The organism is Methanothrix soehngenii GP6 (genome assembly GCF_000204415.1).
GTDB lineage: Archaea > Halobacteriota > Methanosarcinia > Methanotrichales > Methanotrichaceae > Methanothrix > Methanothrix soehngenii.
On the sequence record NC_015416.1, the window covers coordinates 678,277 to 701,011 of the forward strand.

The following is a 22,735-nucleotide window of genomic DNA, read 5'->3' on the forward strand; positions in this document are numbered from 1 at the left end:
ATTCCGCCTTATACAGCCTCCGCAACCGATACGATCGGCTCACGGAATTCTTTGATCTCTCCGTATATGGCGCCTACCAGTCCGGATGTCATCTCAGGAGTGAACATCTGGGTGCCGGCATCTAGCGCTACTGCTGCAGCCACGCAGGGTATGGCAAATCCTCTGGAGTGCCTGGTTACCACGTGGTTGCCGTTGAACACACCGGGGCCGCCGCCGCCATAGATGGAGTGGCTGAAGAACGAGAAGCCGACGGCAGTTCCCATTACCCTGCCGAAGTCGCATCCGGGCAAGGCGGTCTCCTTCTCGATGATATCGTTGAAGTAAAGCAGTGTTGAGGACACAGCCTGGGCGCCTCTGAGGGAGCCGCAGTTGACCATGGTGGCTGCCAGAACGCCTGCTGCGGCGTAGGCGTTCCACTTGGATACATCGTTGGCCTCATACATGACATAGCCAGAGGGCAGCTTCTTGCCGGCCTTGATGACCTTGTCCTCAAGGGCCTTGCCCACTATGCTCTGCACTACAGTGCCGATGGTTCCAGTCTTGCCGTTCGCCTTGACGGTCTCATAGACCATGTTGTTGGCGTTCAGGCCCTGGTATGCCATGCCCAGGAGCTGATGGCGCTCGAATATGCCCATGGCATTGCCCATCTCCATCTCACCGATCTGCTCGTAGATAGAGGCAAGAGCAGCTGCGTTCATGGCGTTCCTCTTGGTGATCATTGCCAGGTGGTTGGCCATGACGTTCCTGAGTGCGAATCCCAGACCCTCATCGTTCTGGGGGATATTCAGAACAGAAGCTACATTTCCACCGTTCATGCCCACTGTCTGCGGGTACTCGCCCCAGACGGAGGCGTGGACCATTGGAGCCTCGACGATGCCTACCTTGAACTGCTGGATCAGAGCCTCAACCGTGGCCGATGCGGCGCCGGTCAGTCCCACGACGAACTCAGAGGCAGCGTTGACCCTGGCGGTGGGGACCTGGACGAGCAGCTGCTTGCCGCCGCCGAGGATCTGCACATTAGTATCGTCGCCGGGGGCAACCTGGAGCAGAGTTTTGATCTTCTCAGCCAGGGCACCTGCATTGGCAACAACATCGTAATTGAGCTCCCGTCCCTTGATCTGCCTGCGGCCTCCGGCTACCTTTCCAGTCTTCAAGGCACCTTCGACGCCGGCCAGATTGACGGCTACAGTTCGCTTTGTGAGAGAAATAAGTCTCTGCATGGCCGCGTTCTTGAGAGGGCTGACGGCGCTCAGGTCGACGTCGCTCTTCAAAAGAACTCCGCGGTCGCTATATAGGTCTATCTTATCAGACACGTTCTTTATCCTCCTTTACCTTTTTAGCAGCAAGACCGAAACGAAGGATGATACTGGAGCGATGGCATGACCGCCAAGTCTAAAAGGTATCATACCCAGCATCCTCGCAGTTCGTTACAATCTCCCGCCTTTTTCCCCATTGCATCATTGATACTTAAAGGTTTTGCGTGGTATTATTATTACTTATTATATTATATGAATCTGTGGACTTTGAGTAGATATAAACGAAAATTTTTTTAAATTAATTTTTATTAAAATATATCTCTTTAATTGTGCAATTCTATGCTTCTTGACATGTGGCCCCTCCACGGCATTCAAAGGAAACCTTTCCTCTTTTCTTGTATCGCGATTGCTGGTAGTGGTGATCCGATGAAGGAATATTATTTCAGCTATCGATAAATAGATATATGCTTTTAAAATAATTGATCTAAGTTCAATTTCACATAGGTATTCGAATTGATCTTCATGAGAGAGTATACCGCCGGTCAAAAGCGATTTTATTGAGGTATATCGAAATAATAAAAGTTAAAATTTGTAGAATAATCGTGTCAGTTGGACCAATAAACTTCATTATTAAATAATATACAGAATACCAGACTACGAAAATCTCAGATTCAGAATGATAGGAATAATAGCCCACCTGGTGAGAACGATTGACCGATCGGAGCGATTTTTTTTACAGAAAAATTTAAATCGATGCCATGTTTTGCCTTTGAGGAATGCATCTCATAATAGCGGAGAAGCACGATGCTGCAAAAAGGATTGCCCAAATCCTATCGGGCAATAAGCCCCGACCTTACCGGATAGGTGGGGTTGAGGCCTTCAAGTTCGATGATAAGGTGGTGATGGGCCTATCCGGCCACATCGTGGGAGTGGACTATCCTCCTGGATACAACAACTGGCAGAAGGTGGATTGCAAAGAACTGATCAGGGCGGAGATAGTCGTCCGTCCCATCAATGACAAGATCGTCAATGCCCTGCGCTCCCTGGGAAAGGAAGCCGATCGCATCACTGTGGCCACGGACTACGATCGGGAGGGAGAGCTCATCGGAGTGGAAGCCCTGAAGATCGCAAAGGAGGCAAACCCTCGCCTTAGGGAGGACCGGGTCCGCTACAGCGCCATCGTCAAGGATGAGATCCTCAAGGCCTTCAAGAACGCCGGCAAGGTGGACTACGACCTGGCAGCCTCTGGAGAGGCCAGACAGATCATAGACCTAGTCTGGGGAGCAGCCTTAACCCGATATATATCTCTCACCTCCGGCCGTCTGGGCAAAGAGTTTCTCTCCGTGGGGAGGGTCCAATCACCCACCCTGGCCCTGATCGTCGATCGAGAGAAGGAGATCCAGTCCTTTGTCCCCAAGCCATACTGGGAGATATATGCTGACCTGGAACGTGATCTGCGCGTCCAGCATGCCCGGGGCCGCATCTGGGAGAAGGATGAGGTTGATTCTATCGTGGCCCGTCTGGGCCCGGTGGGCATCATCCGCTCCATCCAGACAAAGCCGCGCGTCGAGAAGCCCCCAGCACCCTTTGACACCACCAGCTTCATCTCCGCAGCCAGTGGAATCGGCTTTTCAGCGGCCAACGCCATGCGGATAGCCGAATGGCTCTACGTCAACGGATTCATATCCTACCCCAGGACGGACAATACCGTCTATCCCCCATCCATCGACCTGGTCGCCCTCACCCGTCTGTTCCTCAAGGGCGAATTCTCCAAAGAAGCGGAAAAGCTCCTCGGAGGAAAGATGGTGCCCACCCGGGGCAAGAGGTCGACCACAGATCATCCTCCTATCTACCCCACCGCTCCTGTCAATAAGAGCGAGCTGAAGGAGGAGCAGTGGAAGATATATGAGCTGGTGGTGCGCCGCTTCTTCGCCACCTTAGCCGAATCCTGTGTCTGGGATGCCACCAGCCTCAAGGTGGACATCGGCCCCGAGCCCTTCAGGGCGAGCGGTGCCCGGCTGGTGGAACCGGGATGGAGGTACTACTATCCCTACAGCAAAGCTGAAGAGCGCATCCTGCCCGCCCTGAAAGAGGGCGAACGCCTCCGGGTCTTGGGCCACAGCGTCGAGGCCAAAGAGACTCAGCCACCGGCCAGATACGGCCAGGGAAAGCTGATCAAGCTGATGGACGAGCTGGGCCTGGGGACCAAGTCCACCCGCCATGATATCATCAGCAAGCTCTATGCCCGCGCTTATGTGCAGGGCAATCCCATGCGGCCCACAAACACCGCTTATGCCGTGGTGGACACCCTGCAGAAGTACGCTCCCACCATCACCAAACCGGAGATGACCCAGACCCTGGAGAAGGACATGACCCAGATCTCCGAGCAGAAGATCAAGGAGGATGAGGTGATAGAGGAGTCAAGGGTCATGCTCACCAGTGTCTTCGACGAGCTGAGCTGCAACCAAGAGGACATAGGCCAGTCGCTCAAGGACGGCCTGAGGACAGACAAGATCGTGGGGACCTGCGAGAAGTGCAATTCCGAGCTGATAATCAGGCGCGGCCACCGGGGATCGCGCTTTATCGGCTGCTCCGGCTATCCGGAATGCAGATTCACCCTCCCGCTCCCCAGGTCGGGGGCAGTAGTGGTAACGGATAAGGTCTGTGAGAAGCACGGCATGTTTCATATCCGCATCATAAACAAGGGCAAGAGGCCCTGGGATCTGGGCTGCCCCCACTGCAACTTCTTGGACTGGCAGGCGAAGAAGGCTCTGGAGTTGGCGGAGGGCAAGGAGAGCGGGGAAGGAAAAGGGGCAAAAGCGCGGCCGGCAAAGAAGACGGTCAGGGGATCAGGGGCCAAAGCTGCCAAGAAGGCCAGCGGGCCATCCAATGCAGATGGCGATGGGCTCGCCAGATTGCCGGGAATTGGCCCCAAGACCCTGGAAAAGCTGGCATCGGCAGGGATCAAGACATCTGGAGAGCTGGCAGGTGCCAATGCCAAGAGCCTCGCCGCCAAGACCGGCCTGTCCGAGAAGAAGATCGCCGCCTGGAAGAGCGCTGCCAAAGCCCTGAGCTGAGACGCGCTATATCCCTCATCACCAATTTTTTCGGCTTTTCAAAGATATGAAATTCAGGAAAGGCCAAGATGGCTATAGTTGCCAGCATGGGCCTGGCCGGATTTGAACCGGCGGCCACTCGGTTATGAGCCGAGCGCTCTAACCGGACTAAGCTACAGGCCCAGAGGAATGCGCCGCCAACAGGGCTCGAACCTGTGACATTCTGGTTGCTGCTTATTCAATTAACAGCCAGACACTCTACCATCTGAGTTATGGCGGCTCGACCACCACCCTGGATGCACAATGATTTAAGCCTTTTGATTAGAGAGGATATCCTATGCGCGTCCTGAAGAAAGATCTGCGTGGCGAGGAGGGCGAGATCGCCCTTCTTCCCGAGTCCCTGGATGACCTGTGGCACCTGCGCCACTTAGTGGAGAGGGGAGACCTGGTATTCGCCCTGAGCCAGAGAAAGGTTCCAGCGATTGCTGACAAGGCCAGGCCGGAGAAGATGGAGAGAAAGACGGTACGCCTGGGCGTCAAGATAGAAGATGTAGAGTTTCACATGTACTCCAACTGGCTGCGGCTGCATGGACGCATAGTATCGGGCATGGATGTGGGATCGTACCACACCCTTAATATCGAGGTGGGAACGGACCTGTCCATACTCAAATATCACTGGAGGCCAGACCTCCTGGCGCGCATAGATGATGCGGTGAAAGAATCGCAACGGCCCAAGGTGGTGCTGGCCCTGGTGGAGGAGGGAGAGGCCACTATAGGCCTTCTCCGCCAGTTCGGGGTGCAGATGGCAGCAGAGATTCGCATGAGCAGCGGCAAAGGGAGCGGCGAGGACACCCGGGCCTCGTTTATGAGAGGGGTGGCCGAGGCCATAGATAACGCCGCCGGAGGGGGAGCAGACGTGATCCTCGCTGGCCCGGGATTTGCCAAGGACGACCTGAAGAAGGTGATAGACTCCTCTTACCCCGACCTGGCGGGGAGGATCGCCATGGACGATGCCTCCTCAATTGGCAGATCGGGCTTCCAGGAGGTGCTCCGCCGGGGAGCGGTGAAAAGCGTCCTTGAGTCCAGCCGCATAGCCAGGGAGGCAAAGCTGATCGAGGAGCTATTCAGGGAGATCGCTACGGGCGGCAAAGCGGCCTACGGCATCGCCGAGGTGCAGAAGGCGATGAATTACGGAGCCATAGAGAGCCTGCTGGTCTTGGACGAATTCGCCCGCCGGGGTGATGTGGACGATATCATGCGACAGGTAGGCAATTCCCGCGGCAAGGTGATCGTATTCAGCTCTGAGTTTGAGCCCGGGGATAGGCTGGCCTCTTTGGGCGGAGTGGCGGCATTGCTCAGGTTCAAGATAGCATGATCAAAGGGGGATGAAATGACCAGATGCTGCAAGTGTCCTATGCCTGCCGTAATCTATCAGAAGTACTCAGGAATGCATCTATGCCAATCTCACTTTGATGATGATGTCCACCGAAAGGTAAGGGAGACAATTCGCCAGACCGGGCTCTTTGCCCACGGCCTGAGACTGGCTCTGGCCATGGATGGAGGAAAGGGCAGCGCAGTTATGGCCAATATCATAAAGGAGCTGTTCGCGAGGCGAAGGGATATCGACCTCGCCCTCCTGATCCTCGATGACCACGGCCCTGGCGCGAAGTCGGCCTGGATCGCCTCCCAGCAGCTAGGGCTGCGCGTGTCCATCAAAGCTCTGCCTGTATCGCTCCTGAATGAGAGGGTGGCGAGCGATCCAGCCCCAGATCCAATCAGCTTTGCTCAAAAGATGAGGATGATGACCGGACTCGCGAGGGAGATGGGAGCGAACGCTATTGCCACCGGCCATGACCTGGACGATATGGCCACGGAGGTATTCATAAGCTATCTGGAGGGGAATATCTGTGGGCTGCAATATGGACGGCAGGAGACGAGGCAGGAGGGATATGAGCAGGGAATGATCCCCACCATCCAGCCATTGCGGCGAATACCCGGCAAGGAGGTCCGGCTCTATGCCCTCCAGCATGGTCTGTGCTTTGCCGAGATGAGATTAGAGGACGAGCTGCATAAAGAGGCAAGGCAAGAGCTCTGCCGCTTTGACTCCCGCCATCCGGGAACGAAGTATTCCCTGTTGCGCAGCCTGGAGAAGCTGGATAAAGAGAGATCGGATCGATCTGGATCCCAGAGGAGCAAAGCCTTTAAGTGATGATGAAAAACAACCGAGAGGTGTGCCTCGGTAGCTCAGCTGGTCCAGAGCGATTGACTTGTAATCAATAGGTCGCGTGTTCGAATCACGCTCGGGGCTTTTCTTTAAAAAATTTAAAGTCGAGCAAATAAGGATTTAATCCTAAAATAATTAAGAAGACAAGAAAAACAATCAAGTCTGATTTCCCCTCCCCATCCGAGGGGCTCTATCCTTCCCCTGGATAAAATAGATAGGCTTGGCTCAAATTTTGCGAGCCGCCTTTCAATCCAGGGATATGGATATTGGGCAGAAATATCCACTTAAGCCTTCTTCGTCCTTCTCACATCCAGTCTGGTCTTACATCTGGGACAGGCCTTCGGTCGGCTAACCCGCGTCTCCCATGCATAATGGCATTTGGGGCATTTCATTTGTTTCATATTAATACAGTTGTAATAAGAGTATTAATAACTTTCGATAGTATATGATTATCCCTATTATGGCCGCAAGCGCAAAGCCTATAATTGAATAGAGAGGGAAAAGAGAGAATTTCATGCACGAGATTTTGGAGATCCTTTACGAAAACGCCAAGGCAACACCTTCCGAGATCGCAGCGCTGCTGGGCAAATCCGAGGAGGAGGTGGCCCGGGAGATCAAAGAGATGGAGGATGCAGGAATAATAAGGAAATACATCACTCTGATCAACTGGGAGAAGCTCGACCAGAGCGTCGTCTTCGCCGTCCTGGAGCTGAAGGTAGCTCTGCAGAGAAAGACGGGCTACGATGCAGTGGCAGAGAGGATCGCCAGGTTCTCGGAGGTGGAGTCAGTGCGGCTGATCTCCGGAGGCCACGACCTGTCCGTTACCGTGCGGGGCAAATCCATGAAGGATATCGCCTATTTTGTGGCGGAGAAGATCGCCCCCCTGGATGGTGTCCAGTCCACCTGCACCCATTTCATACTCAAGAGCTATAAGGAGCATGGGGCTATCCTCACTGAGCAGCCCAAGCCCGAGAGACTGGTGATAACTCCATGAAGCAGCAGACAAAAAAGCAGCGCCTCAAGAATGTCCTCCCCTGGAATGCAAAAGATCACATCAATCAGTCGGTAAGGGATATGCCTCCCTCCGGGATACGCAAGTTCTTCGACCTGGTGAGCGAGATGAAAGGTGCGATCTCCCTGGGAGTGGGCGAGCCAGACTTCGTCACGCCCTGGCATGTGCGCGAGGCCTGCATCTACTCACTGGAACTGGGAAACACCCATTACACCTCCAATAAAGGCATGCCCGAGTTGAGGGAGGCCATCTGTCAGGAGGTCAGCAGGGATATGGGGATCGACTTCGACTGCAATGAGGAGATCCTCATCACCACTGGAGTGAGCGAGGCGGTGGACCTGGCCTTCCGGGCGACTCTGAACCCCGGCGAGGAAGCGGTGGTTCCCGAGCCCTGTTATGTGGCTTATACTCCGGACATCATCCTGGCCGGTGGAGTGCCAAAGACGGTCCCCACCCGGCTGGAGAATGAGTTTCGAGTCCAGGCGGAGGATGTCGCCAGAAGAGTGACCGAGAAGACCCGCAGCCTTCTCTTGAGCTATCCCAACAACCCCACCGGAGCTATAATGACCCGCTCGGACCTGGAGGACCTGGCTGATGTGGTGGTGGAAAACGACCTGATAGTGATATCCGATGAGGTCTATGCAGAATTAACCTATTCCAAAAGCCATATCAGCTTCGCCCAGCTGGAGGGTATGAAGGAGAGGACCCTCATCTTGAATGGCCTCTCCAAGTCGCATGCCATGACTGGCTGGCGGATAGGCTATGCGATGGGAGACCCGGCGCTGGTCGGTGCGATGACCAAGATCCATCAATACACCATGCTCTGTGCCCCCACCATGGCTCAGGTGGCAGCCCTCGAAGCCATGCAATCGGGCAAGGACGAGATGCTGCACATGAGGCATGAGTATGACCTGCGCAGGCGCCTTTTCGTCTCAGGATTAAACCGCATTGGCCTGGACTGCTTCGAGCCCAAGGGGGCATTTTATGCCTTCCCCTCAGTCCAGAGGTTTGGCCTCTCCTCAGAGGAGTTTGCGGAAAGGCTATTATACGAGCAGAAGGTGGCGGTAGTCCCGGGCAATGTCTTCGGCGAGAGCGGAGAGGGATTTTTGCGCTGCAGCTATGCCACCAGCAGAGAGGAGCTGATAGAGGCGCTGGACCGGATGGAGATATTCATCAAGAGCCTGTGAGAGCAAAGAGGAAAAGAGGAAGAAAAAGACATGCTCAAAGCCACCCTTCGATCGGAGAAGACCGACCGCCTGGCAGGAGGCCTGGCAGCAATAGGACTCAGTCCCAATGCCTGGACCCTAATCTCCCTGGTGCCGGCACTGGCAGGCCTGGTGGCCCTGGTCATGCACCAGCTCGCCCTGGGCCTGGCCATGTTCGCCCTATCTGCCTTCATCGATATCGTGGACGGGACGGTTGCCCGGGTCACCAATCAGGTCAGCGACAAAGGGGCCTATATCGATGGGGTGGTTGACAGGTATGTGGAGCTGATGCTCTACCTGGGGCTGCTCATTTATATTGGACGAGGGGAGTTTTTTGGCCTTCCCAATGAGGTCTGGATAGTGCTCCTGATATTTGGCGGGCTCATGACCAGCTTTGTCCGGGCCTATGCCGACCACCGGGGGATTGTGAAAGACCCGGGGGAGCTGAAGAGGATGGGAGGTCTCCTCGAGAGGCTGGAGAGGCTCATGCTGCTCTATTTCGGGATGTTTCTGGGCCTGTTTGACATCCAGTGGCTGATGGCGGTCATAGCTTTGACCGCATTACTGGCCAATGCCACTGCCCTGCAGAGGATCCGGTTTGCCCTGAGAGCAAAATCCTAGCCTCAAAGCCAATGTCTTGAAGACTATCCAATGCGGACTGCTACTGCTCCAGCTCTTCCTGATAATCATCCTTTCCGCCATCCGCGCCGGGCAGATCCAGCTGGTCTTGGCTTTCCTCACCAGCTCGATTCTGGGAAATCTCTTCATGGTGCTGGTCTTTGCCTCCATGGCTCTGGGCAGCCCGATGACCGTGGATCAATCCGCGGGAGCTGATCGCCTCACTGCCGACCCCATTATCTAATATCAGAAGGCTTTAACTTTCCTCGCTCTGTTCTGTCAAAATCGCTATCAAAACTCACAATGATTAAATTATATTTTTCCGCCAGAGCATATTGATAAGCATCATCATAATCGAGTTTGAATCTTCTTGATGCCAGAACAACTCTTTGCATATCTTCTGGGCCGATCCGCATTAGCCGAATACCTCCCACCAAGAGCATATCCTCCATCGCTTTTAGGAAGATATCATGCATGATGCGACGTATCAAAATAACACCAATTGAATCTATTGTGAACTCCGATACGGAGAGCATCTCGGGAGGTGTTTCCAAAAGAAGCCGTTCTACCTCATCCGCTTTCTTTTGGTTAAGTAGCAGTTCCAGTAGAATATTGGTATCCAGCAGGTACATCAATCCCCTCTCCACTCCAGAATCTTGTGCTGGAGCTCTACTGATGTGTACTCATCTTTCATATCCTGCAAAGCGCCCCTCCACTCCAGCTTCATCCGACCTTTCCGCTTTGGGCCTCGTTTCTCCATCAGGAACCTTGCGAAATCGACAACCTCTTGATGTAAATCAGGAGGCAGCTCTTTGATTATTTCTTCCAGCTCAGACATAGAGATGACATCCTTTGCTTGAGTATGACATTAACCTCTTTTGAGATTAATATAACGATCATGAAACGGGCTTTTTGCCCCATCAAAAAAAAGAGAATGAAATCCACCAGCCCATTAAGTGGATCTCTTCGATCTTGCCCAAGGTACTGCTTACTTCCTTGCCGCCATCTCCAGCACCTTGACTGCCTGCGCTCCCGCCTCCATGATCTCCAGGTTCTTGGGTATGAGCTTGGGCTTCTTGGCAAAGGTAACGCGGAAGGCGTCCCCATAGGCATCTTTCGGCAGACCCAGTTTTCCGGCCTGCATCAAGGCCCCCAGCATGGCCGTGTTGGCGGCCATACTGGCCCCCTTGTCCGCAGCGATCTCAGTTGCAGGCACGGATATGGCTTTTACTCCTTCCGGAGCCTGAAACTGGCCGGCCAGAGAGTCGTATAAGATCACCCCCCCTTTCTTGACCGTAGGGGCGAACTTTTCCAGAGATGGGCGGTTGAAAGCCACCAGCACATCGGGATGGTCCACCACCGGCGAGCCGATGGGCACTCCTGAGATGATCACCGAGCAGTTGGATGTCCCGCCCCTCTGCTCGGGCCCGTAATCCGGATACCAGGAGACGAACCGACCGCATCCGAAGGCCGCCTGGGCCAGGGCCAGCCCCATGCTGAGCACCCCCTGCCCGCCGAACCCAGCGATCTTCACCCCTTTGGGCACGAACTCCGGATCATTCTCGAACTGGACACATACATTATCCTCGCAGCCGAAGATCCTGTCCAGGGACTGCAGGGTGTAGTCGCTGTTCGGCCTGATGATGGGCTCTGCTTCAGCCGACCTGTCCCGGAATCTCTTCAAGGGAAACTCCTTTTCCATCTGCTCGTTGATGAACCGGGCGCATCCCCGGGCATCCATCCTCAGAATGGTGGGACAGGGGCTGAGGAGCTCCACAAAGGCATAGCCTTTTTTATCTCGCTGAACCTCCAGCGCCCGTCTCACCGCCCTCCTGGCCTTGCGAATGTGCTCGATATCCGAGAGGCTCGCCCTCTCGATGAATACCGGGGCGCTGAGGGTATCCAGTATCTCGCAGATATGAATGGGATAGCCCTGCTCCTGGGGGTCGCGCCCCTGGGGGGTGGTGGATGTGATCTCGCCGATCAGTGTGGTGGGAGCCATCTGGCCGCCGGTCATGCCGTAGACGGTGTTATTGACGAAGAAGACCGCCAGCTTCTCCCCCCGGTTGGCCGCCTGGATGGTCTCGTTCAGGCCGATGGAGGCCAGATCTCCGTCCCCCTGATAGGAGATGACTATGGCATCATCCTCTGCCCGGGAGATGCCTGTGGCTATGGCTGGAGCCCTGCCGTGAGCGGCCTGCACGTGTCCCGAATCCAGATAATAGTAAGCGAATACAGCACACCCCACGGGACTGATCACAACGCACCGGTCCTGAATTCCCAGGTCGGCCATGGCCTCGCCGATCAGCTTATGCAGTATGCCATGCCCGCAGCCCGGACAGTAATGAGTGGCGGTAGGAGCAGACCCACCCTTGCGCGGGAAGACGTCGTACATTCCCGGATGCCCGCCAAACAGCTTCTCTTTTGCCGCCATTTATGCCACCTCCCTGATTTTATCCATGATCTCGTCGATGTTGATCAGATTTCCTCCGTAACGGCAGACAAGCTCCACCGGCCGGCAGCCGCTGGCAAGGCGAATATCATCTCGCATCTGGCCGTTGCTCATCTCCACCGATATGAACTTGCAGCCCCTATCGGCAAGCTTGGCGATCTGCTCCGTGGGGAATGGATAGAGGGTTATGGGCCGGAAGAGCCCCGCCCGGATTCCCTCCTTTCTGGCACTGTCCACCGCCGATCGGGCGATCCGGCTGCTGATGCCGTAGGAGACTAAGACCACATCCGCATCCTCCAGCCGGTATCCATCCCACAAAACCTCGTTCTCCTCCACCTGGCGGTACTTCTCCTGCAAGATCAGGTTATGCTTCTCCAGGTCGCCGAAGTCCAAAGAGATGGATGTAACCAGATTTCCTCTGGTCTCCGCCCTGCCTGCCACCGCCCAGGTGGTATCAATGGTATGCTCTATTGCCTCCTGGGGAAACTGGAGGGGCTCGACCATATGCCCCAGAACTCCGTCCGCCAGGATGATCACCGGATTTCTGTACTTGAAGGCCAGGTCGAAGCCCTTGCGAGTGAAGTCGCACATCTCCTGCACGCTGGCTGGAGCGAGGACAATGTTGTGGTAGCAGCCGTGGCCTCCTCCCTTACAGGCCTGATTGTAGTCGGACTGCTCTGGACCGATGTTGCCCAAGCCCGGCCCCGCCCGGCAGATGTCCACGATAACGCAGGGCAGCTGCGCTCCGGCGATGTATGTTATTCCCTCCTGCTTCAGGCTCATTCCCGGCCCGGAGCTGGCGGCCAGCACCCGGTGGCCGGCAGTCGCAGCCCCATAGACCATGTTGATCGCTGCTTCCTCCGATTCCGCCTGGACGAACTTGCGGCCCACCAGAGGGAAGAATTTGGAGGCCTCCTGCAATATCTCGCTGGCCGGAGTTATGGGATAGCCGAAGAAGCAGTCGCATCCTGCATAGAGCGCTCCCACGATCACTGCACTGTTCCCCGCCATTAATCCAGATGCCATTTTCAGCTCTCCTGCGCAGACTTCTCTTTCTGAGGCACATGGACCTCAATTGCCAGCGGCTCGGGACAGGTGTAGTAGCAGGCTGCGCAGCCTATGCATCCGTCTCCTGAGTATAGCACATAGTTGTAGCCGCGGACGTTCAGCTCACTGCCCATCTTCAGCACTCCTGCCGGACAGGCCTCAACACACCTCTCGCATGCTTTGCATTCCAGGGAATTGATCACCGGATAGGGCTTGTCCTTATCCCGGATCTCCACCCTCCTGATCTTGCCGCTGATGGTCTTGGGAAGCTCATCAACGAACTCGACTATTCGGGGGTACTTGTAGGGCGCCGTCACCTTTTTAACGTGGTCTTGCAGCTCTCGTTTCAGCTCCTCGGAGGGGCTGAATCCCTGGGTGAGAACCACCGTAGCCTTGACCACCTGACCGCGGATGGGATCGGGAACTCCTGTGATTGCCACCTCCAGGACGGCGGGATGGGACATGAGAGCCGACTCGACCTCAAAGGGCCCCACCCGGTAGCCGGAGCTCTTGATCATGTCGTCCGTCCGGCCGATGAACCAGAAGTATCCATCCTCGTCTCGCCAGGCGGTATCTCCGGTATGATAATAGTCATCGTGCCAGGTGTTCTGGGTCTTGTCCGGGTCCATGTGGTAGTCGGTGAAAAGGCCCACCGGCTTTCCTTTATCCGTCCTGATCACAATCTCCCCTTCCTCGCCCACCTCGCAGATCTTGTCGTTCTTTCCCACCAGGAGGATATCGTATCCTGCTGCGGGCTTTCCCATGGATCCTGGTTTGGCCTCCATCCAGGGATAGTTGGAGATGCAGACCACGGTCTCCGTCTGGCCGTATCCCTCCATCAGCCGCAGGCCAGTGGTCTCAAGGAAGCTCTCATATACCGAAGGGTTGAGGGGCTCGCCTGCTGTGACTGCATACTTGAGGCGGGAGAAGTCATAGCGAGACATATCGCTCTTGATCATGAACCTGAAGATGGTGGGCGGGGCGCAGAAGGTGGTCACGCCGTATTTGCCCATCTCGTCCATCATCCTTCCGGCATCGAAGCGGTCGTAATCATAGACGAAGACGGCCGATCCTGCTATCCATTGGCCGAATATCTTGCCCCAGGCGCATTTGGCCCAGCCGGTATCGGCAACTGTGTAATGCAATCCGTCATCCTCCACGTTCTGCCAGAACTTGGCGGTGAGGATATGTCCCAGGGGATAGGTCTGATCGTGCTTGACCAGCTTCGGATAGCCGGTGGTGCCGGAGGTGAAGTATGCCAGCAGTATATCATCGTTTTTAGTCGCCTGATTTCCTTTAGGCCGAACGAAGGTTTCACTTGCCCGTTCCAGCTCCAGATCGAAGTTGATCCAGCCCTCCCGATTCAGATCCCGGCTTCCCACCAGGGCTTTGACCAGGGGAACGTCTCCCGCCTCTCTGTGGGCGGCATCGAACTCTGCAGGAACGCCGTTCTCACCGATGCAGACGATGAGCTTCAGATCTGCTTTTTTGATGCGATAGAGAAAGTCTTTGGCTTTCAGCATATGGGTGGAAGGGATGGCGATTGCGCCGAGCTTGTTCAAGCCCACCATGCACACCCAGAACTCCCAGCGGCTCTTGAGGGTGAGCATTGCTGTATCGCCTTTCTTTATCCCAAAGCCCTGAAAGAGGTTGGCGGCTTTGTCGCTTAATTTCTTCAGCTCTTTGAAGCTGATGGTCTTCGCCTCGCCATGATCGTTACACCAGACGAGTGCACATTTATCAGGACATTCAGCGGCATAAACATCGACGACGTCATAAGCGAAATTGAAGTTCTCTGGGACGAGGATCTTCAGGTTCTCTCTGAAGTCATCGTATGATTTGAAATCCAATCGCGAGACATACCTAGGCAATAAAGATGTCATTTTTAATCCTCTGTAACGGGTTTACATGACCACGGCCAAAAGCTTCACCGGCTTATCACTTAAAGCTTCCATGACATGGTCATATGTTGAATCAAAGAATATCGAGTCCCCTTCATTGAGAATGACCTCGTTCTCATTGATGGTGATCTTTAGTGTGCCCTCAAGAACATACTCGAACTCCTGGCCTGGGTGGCTGTATAGCGAGTGGACCGGATGTGATTGGCTCTCTTTCTTGGGATCTATGGTGACGATAAAAGGCTCAGCCTTCTTATTGGCGAACTTTCTGGCCAGGCTCTGATAATGATACTGCTTTCTGCGCTCCACCTCCACACCCTCGCCCTTACGGGTTATGGCGAAGATGCTCATCTTGGACTCCTCGCCGGTTAGGAGCAGGCCTGTATCCACGTTCAGCCGTCGCGCAATGCCTATGAGAATGCTGGCCGGGATGTCCAGCATACCGTCCTCATAGCAGTTGTACGTGTCAACTGCCACATTCAGGTGCTCTGCCATCTCTTCGGGCGATACTCGGTTCAGCTCTCTCAGCTCACGAAGTCGCGTTCCTATCTCCTCAAGCGTTTCTTTCATGCACATTCCTCGGCGCATCCCAACTTCATGGTCCAGAGCAGTAGATCCAGGCCACAGGTAATGCAGGGTTGAGACTGCCATACATTTATATTTGAATCTATCTCAGGAAATGGGCTCAATTCGGGCCGATCCATATCGGATGATGAATAAGGATGATATGGTGCCTTAATTATCAATTATGCTCAATTGTGCCTTAAATACATAATAATCACTTAATCATTCACCCAAAATTGATGACTGAGGGAAGCTTGGAGATAAAACGGAAACCTGACTGACCAGGCGATTCTTTGCCAGAGAAAAGGTGTTTTGCCCCGCAAAAACGAATACTATGGGCCATTATGGCCATTATGGGCGATTTTTAATTATTATAGCTGTCGTGAGCAATTGCCAGAGGCTCCTGGCAGCTGCAGATGGCCATATATTCTACCTGTTATGGGCCCAGTATACATATCCTTTCAAGAGGTCCAGTCGTCTTCATCAAGCCAGCTCTCTGATCTTCTCTTTGAACTGACCGTTGCTGCGACCCTCTGCTTGCCGGCATATGCCATAGCGGCAGTTCGAACGCGACTGCTCCCGCGCATGAGCTGATAGGCTATCTCCGGATCGATGTCGTATTTGTCCCGGTAGGCTTGGCGGGAGAGGTGCTCGCCAAAGCCGGAGATGTAGAGGGGCTCGCCTACTACCGGAGTTATCTTCCCCGCAGGCAGGATCCATTCAAAGCCCTCAGGGAGGGTGCATTCCAGCCAATCATCGCCATCGTCTAAAGCTCCATCGGAGATCTCGTTTACCACTCCGCAGTTTTTGCAGATGATCTTTTTCATATTACTCACCTTCAATGAGATTACTCAGTTAATAACAGTATATATAATTTACCTAAGAAAATACTTATTGGAATGAGCCGCTCTATCCAGTGCAATGGCGAACATAAATTATTTATACTCATCAGTAATCAAGTAGAATTAGATCTCAATCGAGAGACTTCGTAAATTAATGGAATATTCAATCGCAAGAGTTATAAACTTTAGAAAATATCTGATTAAGTATGAAGGACTTTATGGGATCGAGAACCACCTATTACAGTCTGGCTAAAGATAGATTGAAGGGAAAGCATCCCAGAATATACAATCTTATTTTGATACTCACACTGATGTCACTGACTGGCACAGCCGCTTTTCTGATTTCGGATATCTTTTCTTTCGGCATCGATTACGATAATATGAGCATTCAGGGCGGCAAGGGCATCATATTCCCAGCTCTTTGGGGCGACAAAAAAGCAAGCAGTGGTGCTACGGATGACGGAGGACAGGAGAATGCTTTGAGTGCTCTTGATGCCAATGCATCCCCAGATAAGGCGATGAGCAGCCAATCGACCTCGAATTCAACAGGCAAGGATGAAAATGGAAATGCGAGCAGGGAGCTTGATTCGTCCCAAAACAGCTCCGCAACTGGGCAGGCGACAGGCTCCATCGCTTCTGCAAAGAAGACCAGCTCATCAACCAGCAGCAAGAAAAGCCATAGCTCATCAGGCTCTTCAAGCTCATCCCGTTCAAAGTCCTCGTCGGAGAAGGAAGAGAAAGCAGCCGTCCCGGATAATGAGAGCGCAAATGCTACTGCCAAAAATCAGACATCCATAAGTCAATTGCCAGAAAAAAGCTCTGATGAGGGAGCGATAAAGGCGGACGAGGACGAAAAGGCCGGAAAGCAGGCAAATGAAGAGACGCCGGCAGAGATTGAAACATCTGCGGAGGCTAAAGCAACGGCCAAAGCGGAGACACCGGCCAAGCCAGAGACGACAGAGACCGGGACAACGGTCAAAGCAGACACACCAAACGATATCGATGCCCGGGTTATGGCCGCTGGGGAGGCAAGCTCGACACCTGCAAAGGCAAATGAGATGCAGGAGAGCCAATCTGAGAAGAGAGATGAACTGGCAAAGGAACGGGCAGAGCATAATGAAAAAGTGGCAAATGAAAAGGCTCTGTCATCGAGCCAATCTGCAGAAAAGGCGAGCTTGACAGCGTCGCAAAGAAGCACAGAGCGGCAGGAGAGCCAATCTGTGAAGAAGGATGAACTGGCAAAGGAACGGGCAGAGCATAATGAAAAGGTGGCAAATGAAAAGGCTCTGTCATCGAGCCAATCTGCAGAAAAGGCGAGCTTGACAGCGTCGCAAAGAAGCACAGAGCGGCAGGAGAGCCAATCTGTGAAGAAGGATGAACTGGCAAAGGAACGGGCAGAGCATAATGAAAAAGTGGCAAATGAAAAGGCTCTGTCATCGAGCCAATCTGCAGAAAAGGCGAGCTTGACAGCGTCGCAAAGAAGCACAGAGCGGCAGGAGAGCCAATCTGTGAAGAAGGATGAACTGGCAAAGGAACGGGCAGAGCATAATGAAAAAGTGGCAAATGAAAAAGCTCTGTCATCGAGCCAATCTGCAGAAAAAGCGAGCTTGACAGCATCGCAAAGAAGCACAGAGCGGCAGGAGAGCCAATCTGTGAATAAGGACGAACTGGCCGAGGAACGGGCAGAACGCAATGATGAAGCGATGAGTGCAAAGGCTGTTGCAGCACCATCCAATTCAGAGAAAAGCAATAATGCGGCTGCGATCCTATCCATACAAGCATCAGATCCTCAGAAAGAAGTTGGAAGCAATGACCAGTGCTCCGCGTCTGCACAATCCTCTCCCCCTGCACAAGAGGAAAAGGATTCTGCATCCCTGTCTAAAGCCTCTGCCTCCAGCTCCCGCGATCAGGCGCAAAAAGAGAGGACAGAGGCAATCGAGAATAGCAGGGACTTGAAAAGCAGCCGATCAGAGCAGTCCGAAAAAATAGCAGTCATGAGAGCCGATCGCAATGTTGCAGCTGCTGACTCGAAGGCCTCAGCCGCAGATCTTCGGTCCCAGGCCCAGTCTGAGCGGACGAAAGCAAGAGAATTGGCCAAGGAGACGGCTCTCTCCAAGGCCGATGCAAAAAGCAGAGAGCTCGAAGAGGGCAGATCCAGATCTGCCGCCTGATATTACTCGTCCAATCTTGAACGGGACTCTTTCAGTTGCTTTTTTTCAAGCTTTCTGCTTTGATATTCTCATTATGCATCCCTCGTCGGTGTGCTCGACCTGGAGCTCCATCTTCAGCTCAGAGAACACCTTCTGCCAGTGGGATTCGATGCAGGTCTTGCAATGTTCCTTGGCGATCAGGCTCGCCCCCACCCGTGCAAAGGACTTGGCACCCCCCATCTGGCCGCAGCGGAGTCGTCTGATCTCCACAAAGCCGTCCCCTTCTGCCACCTCCACCTGGCTTCCAAAAAGGTTCTTGTCATTGGTGGCTATGGCCATGGCAACGCTCTCCGGCTCGTCCAGGCCCAGCTGCTTGAAGGTGGCCGCAACCTGGCGGGCTCCGATATCCTGAAACTCCCTCAAGCCCTTCTTGCCAAGCTTCCGGGCCACATAGCCGCTGCTGCCGTAAAAGCTTCCCATCCACATGGCCACCACTCGCTGCTGGATCTGGTCCAGAGGGATATCCGGAACTTCTGTCATATCAGTTCAAGTGCGATCCAGACTATTATAATACTTCCGCGTCCGAACTGAGCTGAATGGAAGGCAAAGGGAGCGCGGCATGAGGAGCAATGTAGAGCTGCTAAGATAAAAAGAGATCAAATATCGCCATGCAGATATCTGGACAGCGCATCGACAAGATATGCGGCAACTCCGCCGGGATAATAGACCTCAAGGGCATCCAGCTCTGCCACCTTTCTCGGATCGAGAGAGCATTTTTTCAGATATCTTTCGTAGCGTTCCTCTTCCTCCCTTTGGCCTCTATTGCCATGTACAAGCGGAATCTTCAGCAATCCAATCTGGTCGGGCACCAGACCGATTGATTTCACCTCAATGCTTGCGCTGTGCCCCACGGGCCTTGAGCCGTCGATCAAATCCGCCAGATCCTGGGCGAAGAATGCGTCCTTCGGGCTGAGGTCGGAGAGGGTAAGGATGGTGGTCTGGGCACAGGCGCGAGCGAATAGACTGGCTACGGCCTCCTTAGAGGGCCGGCCGTCGAACCAGATTAGAGCGATGCCATGCTTTTTGCATATGGGAATGAGAAGCGAAGAGAGCGAGGGCTTATTCAGCCAGACCTCAGTGGCCGGGGTGGATCTCATCTGGCCATTCGTGTGATCATTCGTCTGCATAACCGCCGGCAGAAAGCTGCCCTCGCCTGAGGTCTCCTCGATTATAGCCTCGAGGGATACGAATCCCATCGCTTTGGATTTTCGAGCCCATTTCAGGAGTTTTAGCCCATCCTGCTCATGGTAGGGCCTCATGATCCTGATCTCTCCTACAAATCCCCCGCAGATCGGGTATTCCGAATCCTTCATCTGCAGGGCATGATAGAAAAGCCCCCTCAACGTGGTCTTGGGCCTGCCGGTCCTCCGCAGAAAATCCTGGTAGACTCTGGCCACCCATTTGGATTTGGTCTTGTCCGTCTCTGTGAAGACATATGCCTCATTGGCTATGCTGCTGCCCATGCTCACACCTTTTGCTGCTGCCAACACCACAATTCTGCCACTGCCCTTAAATTCGGGCCTGAGGTATATATGCTAAGTTGTTTCTCAGAGTATACTGCTCTGCGCAAAGCACTATGCTTCGCAAGAAAGACCTTCCGATCCGTTCAAAGGCATGGAAAGAGGCTCTTTTTAGAGCTTGAGGAGGACCTGTGGCTCACACTTTCTGAGGATCTTTGGAGAGGCGGGACTCACAGAAAGCCCCTCCGTTTTCCTGACGGAGGGAAAGACAGGGCCCGATGCTCTGCTGATAGACTGGGATGATTTTCAAAAGATCATGCGCAGCAGGAGGGGAACCATGAGATGCAGCTATCTCGCCTCATCTCAATTATCAAAGAGGTTCTGAAGACCTCGATCTCTGTCCGGGCGGATTTCGACCGCCTGCCCGAATCCTATCTCCTCCGCCATCGCCATCATGGCGGTCGCTGCCCTAGAGACGGAGCGCTTCTTCAGCATGAGACGCTTGGCGGCCGGACCTGCTACTACTGTCCCGAGCATCAGAGACTGGCCGATTCCGGGCCGGAAGATGAGAGATGATTCCGATTGAGGTGATGATGGCATTATAGCTGTGAGCCAAAGTGTACCCCCTTCTCAATGCCCTGGCCAATGCATTCATGGCCAGCTGGCCTCCTGAACTACTGCCCATATCCCAGACGGTACACTCTCTGCAGGAGAGGCAAGAAGCGATATAAGAAATCCGAAATGAGTCGAAAGCATCTCTCAAAGGCTTCTGGCTGCAAGCAGCATCGTGGACTCCATTTGGCATTTCCATCAAGAAAATACTTTCGTTCCGCCCTTCGGTGAACTTTATTAATGCAGAAAACATATAATTTCATGAAGTGGCAAAAGGCATTCTAAAGGCGAGCTATGTCTAATCAAGAGATTCGAGACCCCATCCATAATTTTATCCGGCTGGAGACAGAAGAGATGCGGGTCCTGGATTGTGGTCCCTTCCAGCGGCTCAGGCATATCCATCAGCTTGCTTTGACCTATCTGCTCTATCCAAGTGCCACTCATCGTCGATTTGAGCATTCTCTAGGGGTCATGGAGCTTGCCAGCAGAGTCTATGATGTGATAACGGACCCGGATAACATCCATGAATCAGTAAGATCAATAATTCCCAGGAAATTTGATCTGGAATACTGGAGAAGAGCATTGCGCATGGCGGCTTTATGTCACGATCTTGGCCACCTTCCATTCTCTCACGCAGCAGAGCGCGATCTCTTGCCAGCCGGCTGGGATCACGAGCGTCTAACCCTGGAGCTGATTCGCAGTGGCGAAATGGAGCCGATTTGGACTGCGATGAAAGTGAACTCTGAGGATGTGGCAAAGCTTGCCGTGGGTCCCAAACACTACAAAGATAGCAGATTTGATGACTGGGAGGCTATACTCTCCGAGATAATAGTAGGCGATGCCTTCGGAGTCGACAGGATGGACTACTTGCTTAGGGACTCCATCACATAGGAGTTGCCTATGGGCGATTTGACCAATATCGTCTGATCGATACCCTTCGCATTCTACCCAAAGTTGACCGAACCTCAGAGGAGGAACCGGGATCACAGGAACCGGCCCTGGGTATTGAAGAAGGAGGAATTCACTCTGCAGAAGCGCTACTGCTGGCGAGGTACTTCATGTTCTCTCAGGTCTATTGTCACCATGTTCGCCGAATTTACGATATTCATCTAAAAGACTTTCTCAAGAGCTGGCTTCCTGGTGGCGTGTTCTCTACATCCATAGAAGAACTACTGAGGATGACCGACAGCGAGGTAACGCAAGAGCTCTCCAAGGCAGCCCGGGATGAAAATCATCCTGGTTTTGATTCGGCCCGTTGCATTGCCAAGAGGGTGCATTTCAGATTGCTCTACCAGAGGACAAGGGAAGATCTAGAAAAAAACCGCGAGTCCGGCAAGGCTGTTTTTATTGCAGCATGCAAGGAATTTGGGGAATCTGAGGTCCGGCATGATACATACATCCAGAAGGGGAGTGGTCTAAACTTTCCCGTTATCGCCAGAGATGGCCGGATTTTTTCTTCTCTTTCCAGGTCGGAGACTATAGAAAAAGTGCCAGTGGTAGCGATTGATTATGTTTATATAAGCCCGGTGTGCAGAAAAAGAGCTGAGACCTGGCGTGAAAAGAATCTGACAAGGATCATCAGTTCGAAGGAGGGAGTGGAAGAATGATGAAGAGAATGCAGCGAGACGCCGTTCTGCTCTCGTTGATAAAAGAGATGAAAGATAAAGGGAGTTGGTGCGGTGAGACTCACATCCAGAAGGCTGCGTATTTTCTGCAAGAGCTGCTGGGAGTCCCAATGGGTTTCGAGTTTATTCTTTACAAGCATGGGCCGTATTCATTTGATCTGAGCGACGAGGTCACTGCGATGCGAGCGGATAGCTTGCTGGAGTATAAAACACGTGTGCCCTATGGGCCAAACCTTTTTCCCACAAAAGAAGGCCAAGAATTCCTTCTTCGATACCCTAAGACGCTAAGCAATTATGCCGACAGAATTAACTTTGTCGCTGAGAAGATCGGGAATTTAGGCGTTGCAGATCTTGAACGCCTTGCTACTGCCCTGTATGTTACCTTCGACGAGAACGTAGAAGGAAAGTCACGAGAGGATACGATCATTGAGCTGAAGCCTCACATCACGATTGATGAATCCTGCGAAGCATTGAAAAAAATTGATGCCATAAAAAGAGAAGCAATGGAAAAAGGACTATCCAGCAGCTCATGATGCATGTCCTCAAGCGCTACCAGGCCCAGACCGCCGCCGAGCTTGACGCCCTCACACCCGCGATACTGGAGCGGGCCTTCCGGGGCGAGCTTTGATGAGGAAAAGGCTTACATCTTGTATT

22 protein-coding genes and 3 tRNA genes are annotated in these 22,735 nt (G+C 53.4%); 13 read left to right on the top strand and 12 right to left on the bottom strand.

The window, feature by feature from the left end:
• Positions 1–8: 8 nt before the first annotated feature.
• Complete coding sequence (gene mcrB / locus MCON_RS03285; RefSeq protein WP_013718625.1) at positions 9–1,313, bottom strand: coenzyme-B sulfoethylthiotransferase subunit beta; 1,305 nt, start codon at positions 1,311–1,313, stop codon at positions 9–11.
• A gap of 719 nt (positions 1,314–2,032) precedes the next feature.
• Between mcrB and MCON_RS03290 the strand changes: the two genes are divergently transcribed.
• Positions 2,033–4,333 carry a DNA topoisomerase I gene (locus tag MCON_RS03290; RefSeq protein ID WP_013718626.1) on the top strand — a complete coding sequence of 767 codons (2,301 nt, stop codon included), beginning with the start codon at positions 2,033–2,035 and terminating at the stop codon, positions 4,331–4,333.
• An 87-nt stretch (positions 4,334–4,420) separates the two neighbouring features.
• Here MCON_RS03290 and MCON_RS03295 read toward each other — a convergent pair.
• A tRNA-Ile gene (locus MCON_RS03295) sits at positions 4,421–4,495 on the bottom strand.
• Positions 4,496–4,504: 9 nt separating this feature from the next.
• Positions 4,505–4,592, bottom strand: a tRNA-Asn gene (locus MCON_RS03300).
• A 57-nt stretch (positions 4,593–4,649) separates the two neighbouring features.
• Here MCON_RS03300 and MCON_RS03305 point away from each other — a divergent pair.
• From MCON_RS03305 to MCON_RS03335, 7 genes are all read left to right on the top strand, one after another.
• Positions 4,650–5,687, top strand: a complete 1,038-nt coding sequence (locus MCON_RS03305) for an mRNA surveillance protein pelota (protein ID WP_013718627.1) — start codon at positions 4,650–4,652, stop codon at positions 5,685–5,687.
• Between the two features lie 15 nt (positions 5,688–5,702).
• On the top strand, positions 5,703–6,521 hold the full coding sequence (locus MCON_RS03310) for a tRNA lysidine(34) synthetase (RefSeq protein ID WP_157863655.1): 819 nt from the start codon (positions 5,703–5,705) through the stop codon (positions 6,519–6,521).
• A 24-nt stretch (positions 6,522–6,545) separates the two neighbouring features.
• Positions 6,546–6,620, top strand: a tRNA-Thr gene (locus MCON_RS03315).
• A gap of 430 nt (positions 6,621–7,050) precedes the next feature.
• Positions 7,051–7,530 carry an Lrp/AsnC family transcriptional regulator gene (locus MCON_RS03320; RefSeq protein ID WP_013718629.1) on the top strand — a complete coding sequence of 160 codons (480 nt, stop codon included), beginning with the start codon at positions 7,051–7,053 and terminating at the stop codon, positions 7,528–7,530.
• Positions 7,527–8,735 carry an aminotransferase class I/II-fold pyridoxal phosphate-dependent enzyme gene (locus tag MCON_RS03325; protein ID WP_013718630.1) on the top strand — a complete coding sequence of 403 codons (1,209 nt, stop codon included), beginning with the start codon at positions 7,527–7,529 and terminating at the stop codon, positions 8,733–8,735. The genes MCON_RS03320 and MCON_RS03325 overlap by 4 nt, the downstream gene beginning before the upstream one ends.
• A gap of 30 nt (positions 8,736–8,765) precedes the next feature.
• The gene (locus MCON_RS03330) at positions 8,766–9,374 is read left to right on the top strand and encodes a CDP-alcohol phosphatidyltransferase family protein (RefSeq protein ID WP_013718631.1); all 609 of its coding nucleotides are present in this window, start codon (positions 8,766–8,768) and stop codon (positions 9,372–9,374) included.
• Between the two features lie 16 nt (positions 9,375–9,390).
• On the top strand, positions 9,391–9,615 hold the full coding sequence (locus tag MCON_RS03335; RefSeq protein ID WP_048131781.1) for a hypothetical protein: 225 nt from the start codon (positions 9,391–9,393) through the stop codon (positions 9,613–9,615).
• Here the strand turns inward: MCON_RS03335 and MCON_RS03340 are convergent.
• From MCON_RS03340 to MCON_RS03370, 7 genes are all read right to left on the bottom strand, one after another.
• On the bottom strand, positions 9,608–10,003 hold the full coding sequence (locus tag MCON_RS03340) for a type II toxin-antitoxin system VapC family toxin (protein WP_013718632.1): 396 nt from the start codon (positions 10,001–10,003) through the stop codon (positions 9,608–9,610). The two genes, MCON_RS03335 and MCON_RS03340, sit on opposite strands and share 8 nt — an antisense overlap.
• Complete coding sequence (locus MCON_RS03345) at positions 10,003–10,209, bottom strand: DUF2281 domain-containing protein (protein ID WP_013718633.1); 207 nt, start codon at positions 10,207–10,209, stop codon at positions 10,003–10,005. The genes MCON_RS03340 and MCON_RS03345 overlap by 1 nt, the downstream gene beginning before the upstream one ends.
• A 150-nt stretch (positions 10,210–10,359) precedes the next feature.
• Complete coding sequence (locus MCON_RS03350; protein WP_013718634.1) at positions 10,360–11,805, bottom strand: 2-oxoacid:acceptor oxidoreductase family protein; 1,446 nt, start codon at positions 11,803–11,805, stop codon at positions 10,360–10,362.
• Entirely contained in the window at positions 11,806–12,849 is a 1,044-nt protein-coding gene (locus tag MCON_RS03355; RefSeq protein WP_013718635.1) for a 3-methyl-2-oxobutanoate dehydrogenase subunit VorB, read from the bottom strand.
• Positions 12,850–12,851: 2 nt separating this feature from the next.
• The gene (locus tag MCON_RS03360) at positions 12,852–14,753 is read right to left on the bottom strand and encodes an AMP-binding protein (protein WP_013718636.1); all 1,902 of its coding nucleotides are present in this window, start codon (positions 14,751–14,753) and stop codon (positions 12,852–12,854) included.
• Between the two features lie 21 nt (positions 14,754–14,774).
• On the bottom strand, positions 14,775–15,338 hold the full coding sequence (locus MCON_RS03365) for a helix-turn-helix domain-containing protein (RefSeq protein ID WP_048132863.1): 564 nt from the start codon (positions 15,336–15,338) through the stop codon (positions 14,775–14,777).
• Positions 15,339–15,793: 455 nt separating this feature from the next.
• Positions 15,794–16,174 carry a hypothetical protein gene (locus MCON_RS03370; RefSeq protein WP_162144992.1) on the bottom strand — a complete coding sequence of 127 codons (381 nt, stop codon included), beginning with the start codon at positions 16,172–16,174 and terminating at the stop codon, positions 15,794–15,796.
• A 206-nt stretch (positions 16,175–16,380) separates the two neighbouring features.
• Here MCON_RS03370 and MCON_RS03375 point away from each other — a divergent pair, with 206 nt between their 5' ends.
• Positions 16,381–18,345: a hypothetical protein gene (locus MCON_RS03375; RefSeq protein WP_048131785.1), complete on the top strand. Its 1,965-nt coding sequence runs from the start codon at positions 16,381–16,383 to the stop codon at positions 18,343–18,345.
• Positions 18,346–18,390: 45 nt separating this feature from the next.
• On the opposite strand, the gene MCON_RS03380 is transcribed toward MCON_RS03375, so the two are convergent.
• Together MCON_RS03380 and MCON_RS03385 are read right to left on the bottom strand one after the other, a co-directional pair.
• Positions 18,391–18,864, bottom strand: coding sequence for a hypothetical protein (locus MCON_RS03380; protein ID WP_013718640.1), 474 nt, complete (start codon positions 18,862–18,864; stop codon positions 18,391–18,393).
• Between the two features lie 116 nt (positions 18,865–18,980).
• The gene (locus MCON_RS03385; RefSeq protein ID WP_157863656.1) at positions 18,981–19,877 is read right to left on the bottom strand and encodes a hypothetical protein; all 897 of its coding nucleotides are present in this window, start codon (positions 19,875–19,877) and stop codon (positions 18,981–18,983) included.
• Positions 19,878–20,186: 309 nt separating this feature from the next.
• Here MCON_RS03385 and MCON_RS15990 point away from each other — a divergent pair, with 309 nt between their 5' ends.
• The 4 genes from MCON_RS15990 (at position 20,187) to MCON_RS03405 (ending at position 22,614) form a co-directional block, all read left to right on the top strand.
• Positions 20,187–20,420: an Fpg/Nei family DNA glycosylase gene (locus MCON_RS15990; RefSeq protein WP_157863657.1), complete on the top strand. Its 234-nt coding sequence runs from the start codon at positions 20,187–20,189 to the stop codon at positions 20,418–20,420.
• A 330-nt stretch (positions 20,421–20,750) separates the two neighbouring features.
• A complete protein-coding gene (locus MCON_RS16535) occupies positions 20,751–21,347 on the top strand; it encodes an HD domain-containing protein (RefSeq protein ID WP_202795823.1) in 597 nt (198 codons plus the stop codon).
• 152 nt (positions 21,348–21,499) lie between these two features.
• Positions 21,500–22,063, top strand: a complete 564-nt coding sequence (locus MCON_RS16540; RefSeq protein ID WP_394296217.1) for an HD domain-containing protein — start codon at positions 21,500–21,502, stop codon at positions 22,061–22,063.
• Positions 22,060–22,614 (top strand): hypothetical protein, encoded by a 555-nt coding sequence (locus MCON_RS03405; RefSeq protein WP_013718643.1) that lies wholly within the window; start codon positions 22,060–22,062, stop codon positions 22,612–22,614. Before MCON_RS16540 ends, MCON_RS03405 begins: the two co-directional genes overlap by 4 nt.
• Positions 22,615–22,735 lie beyond the last annotated feature (121 nt).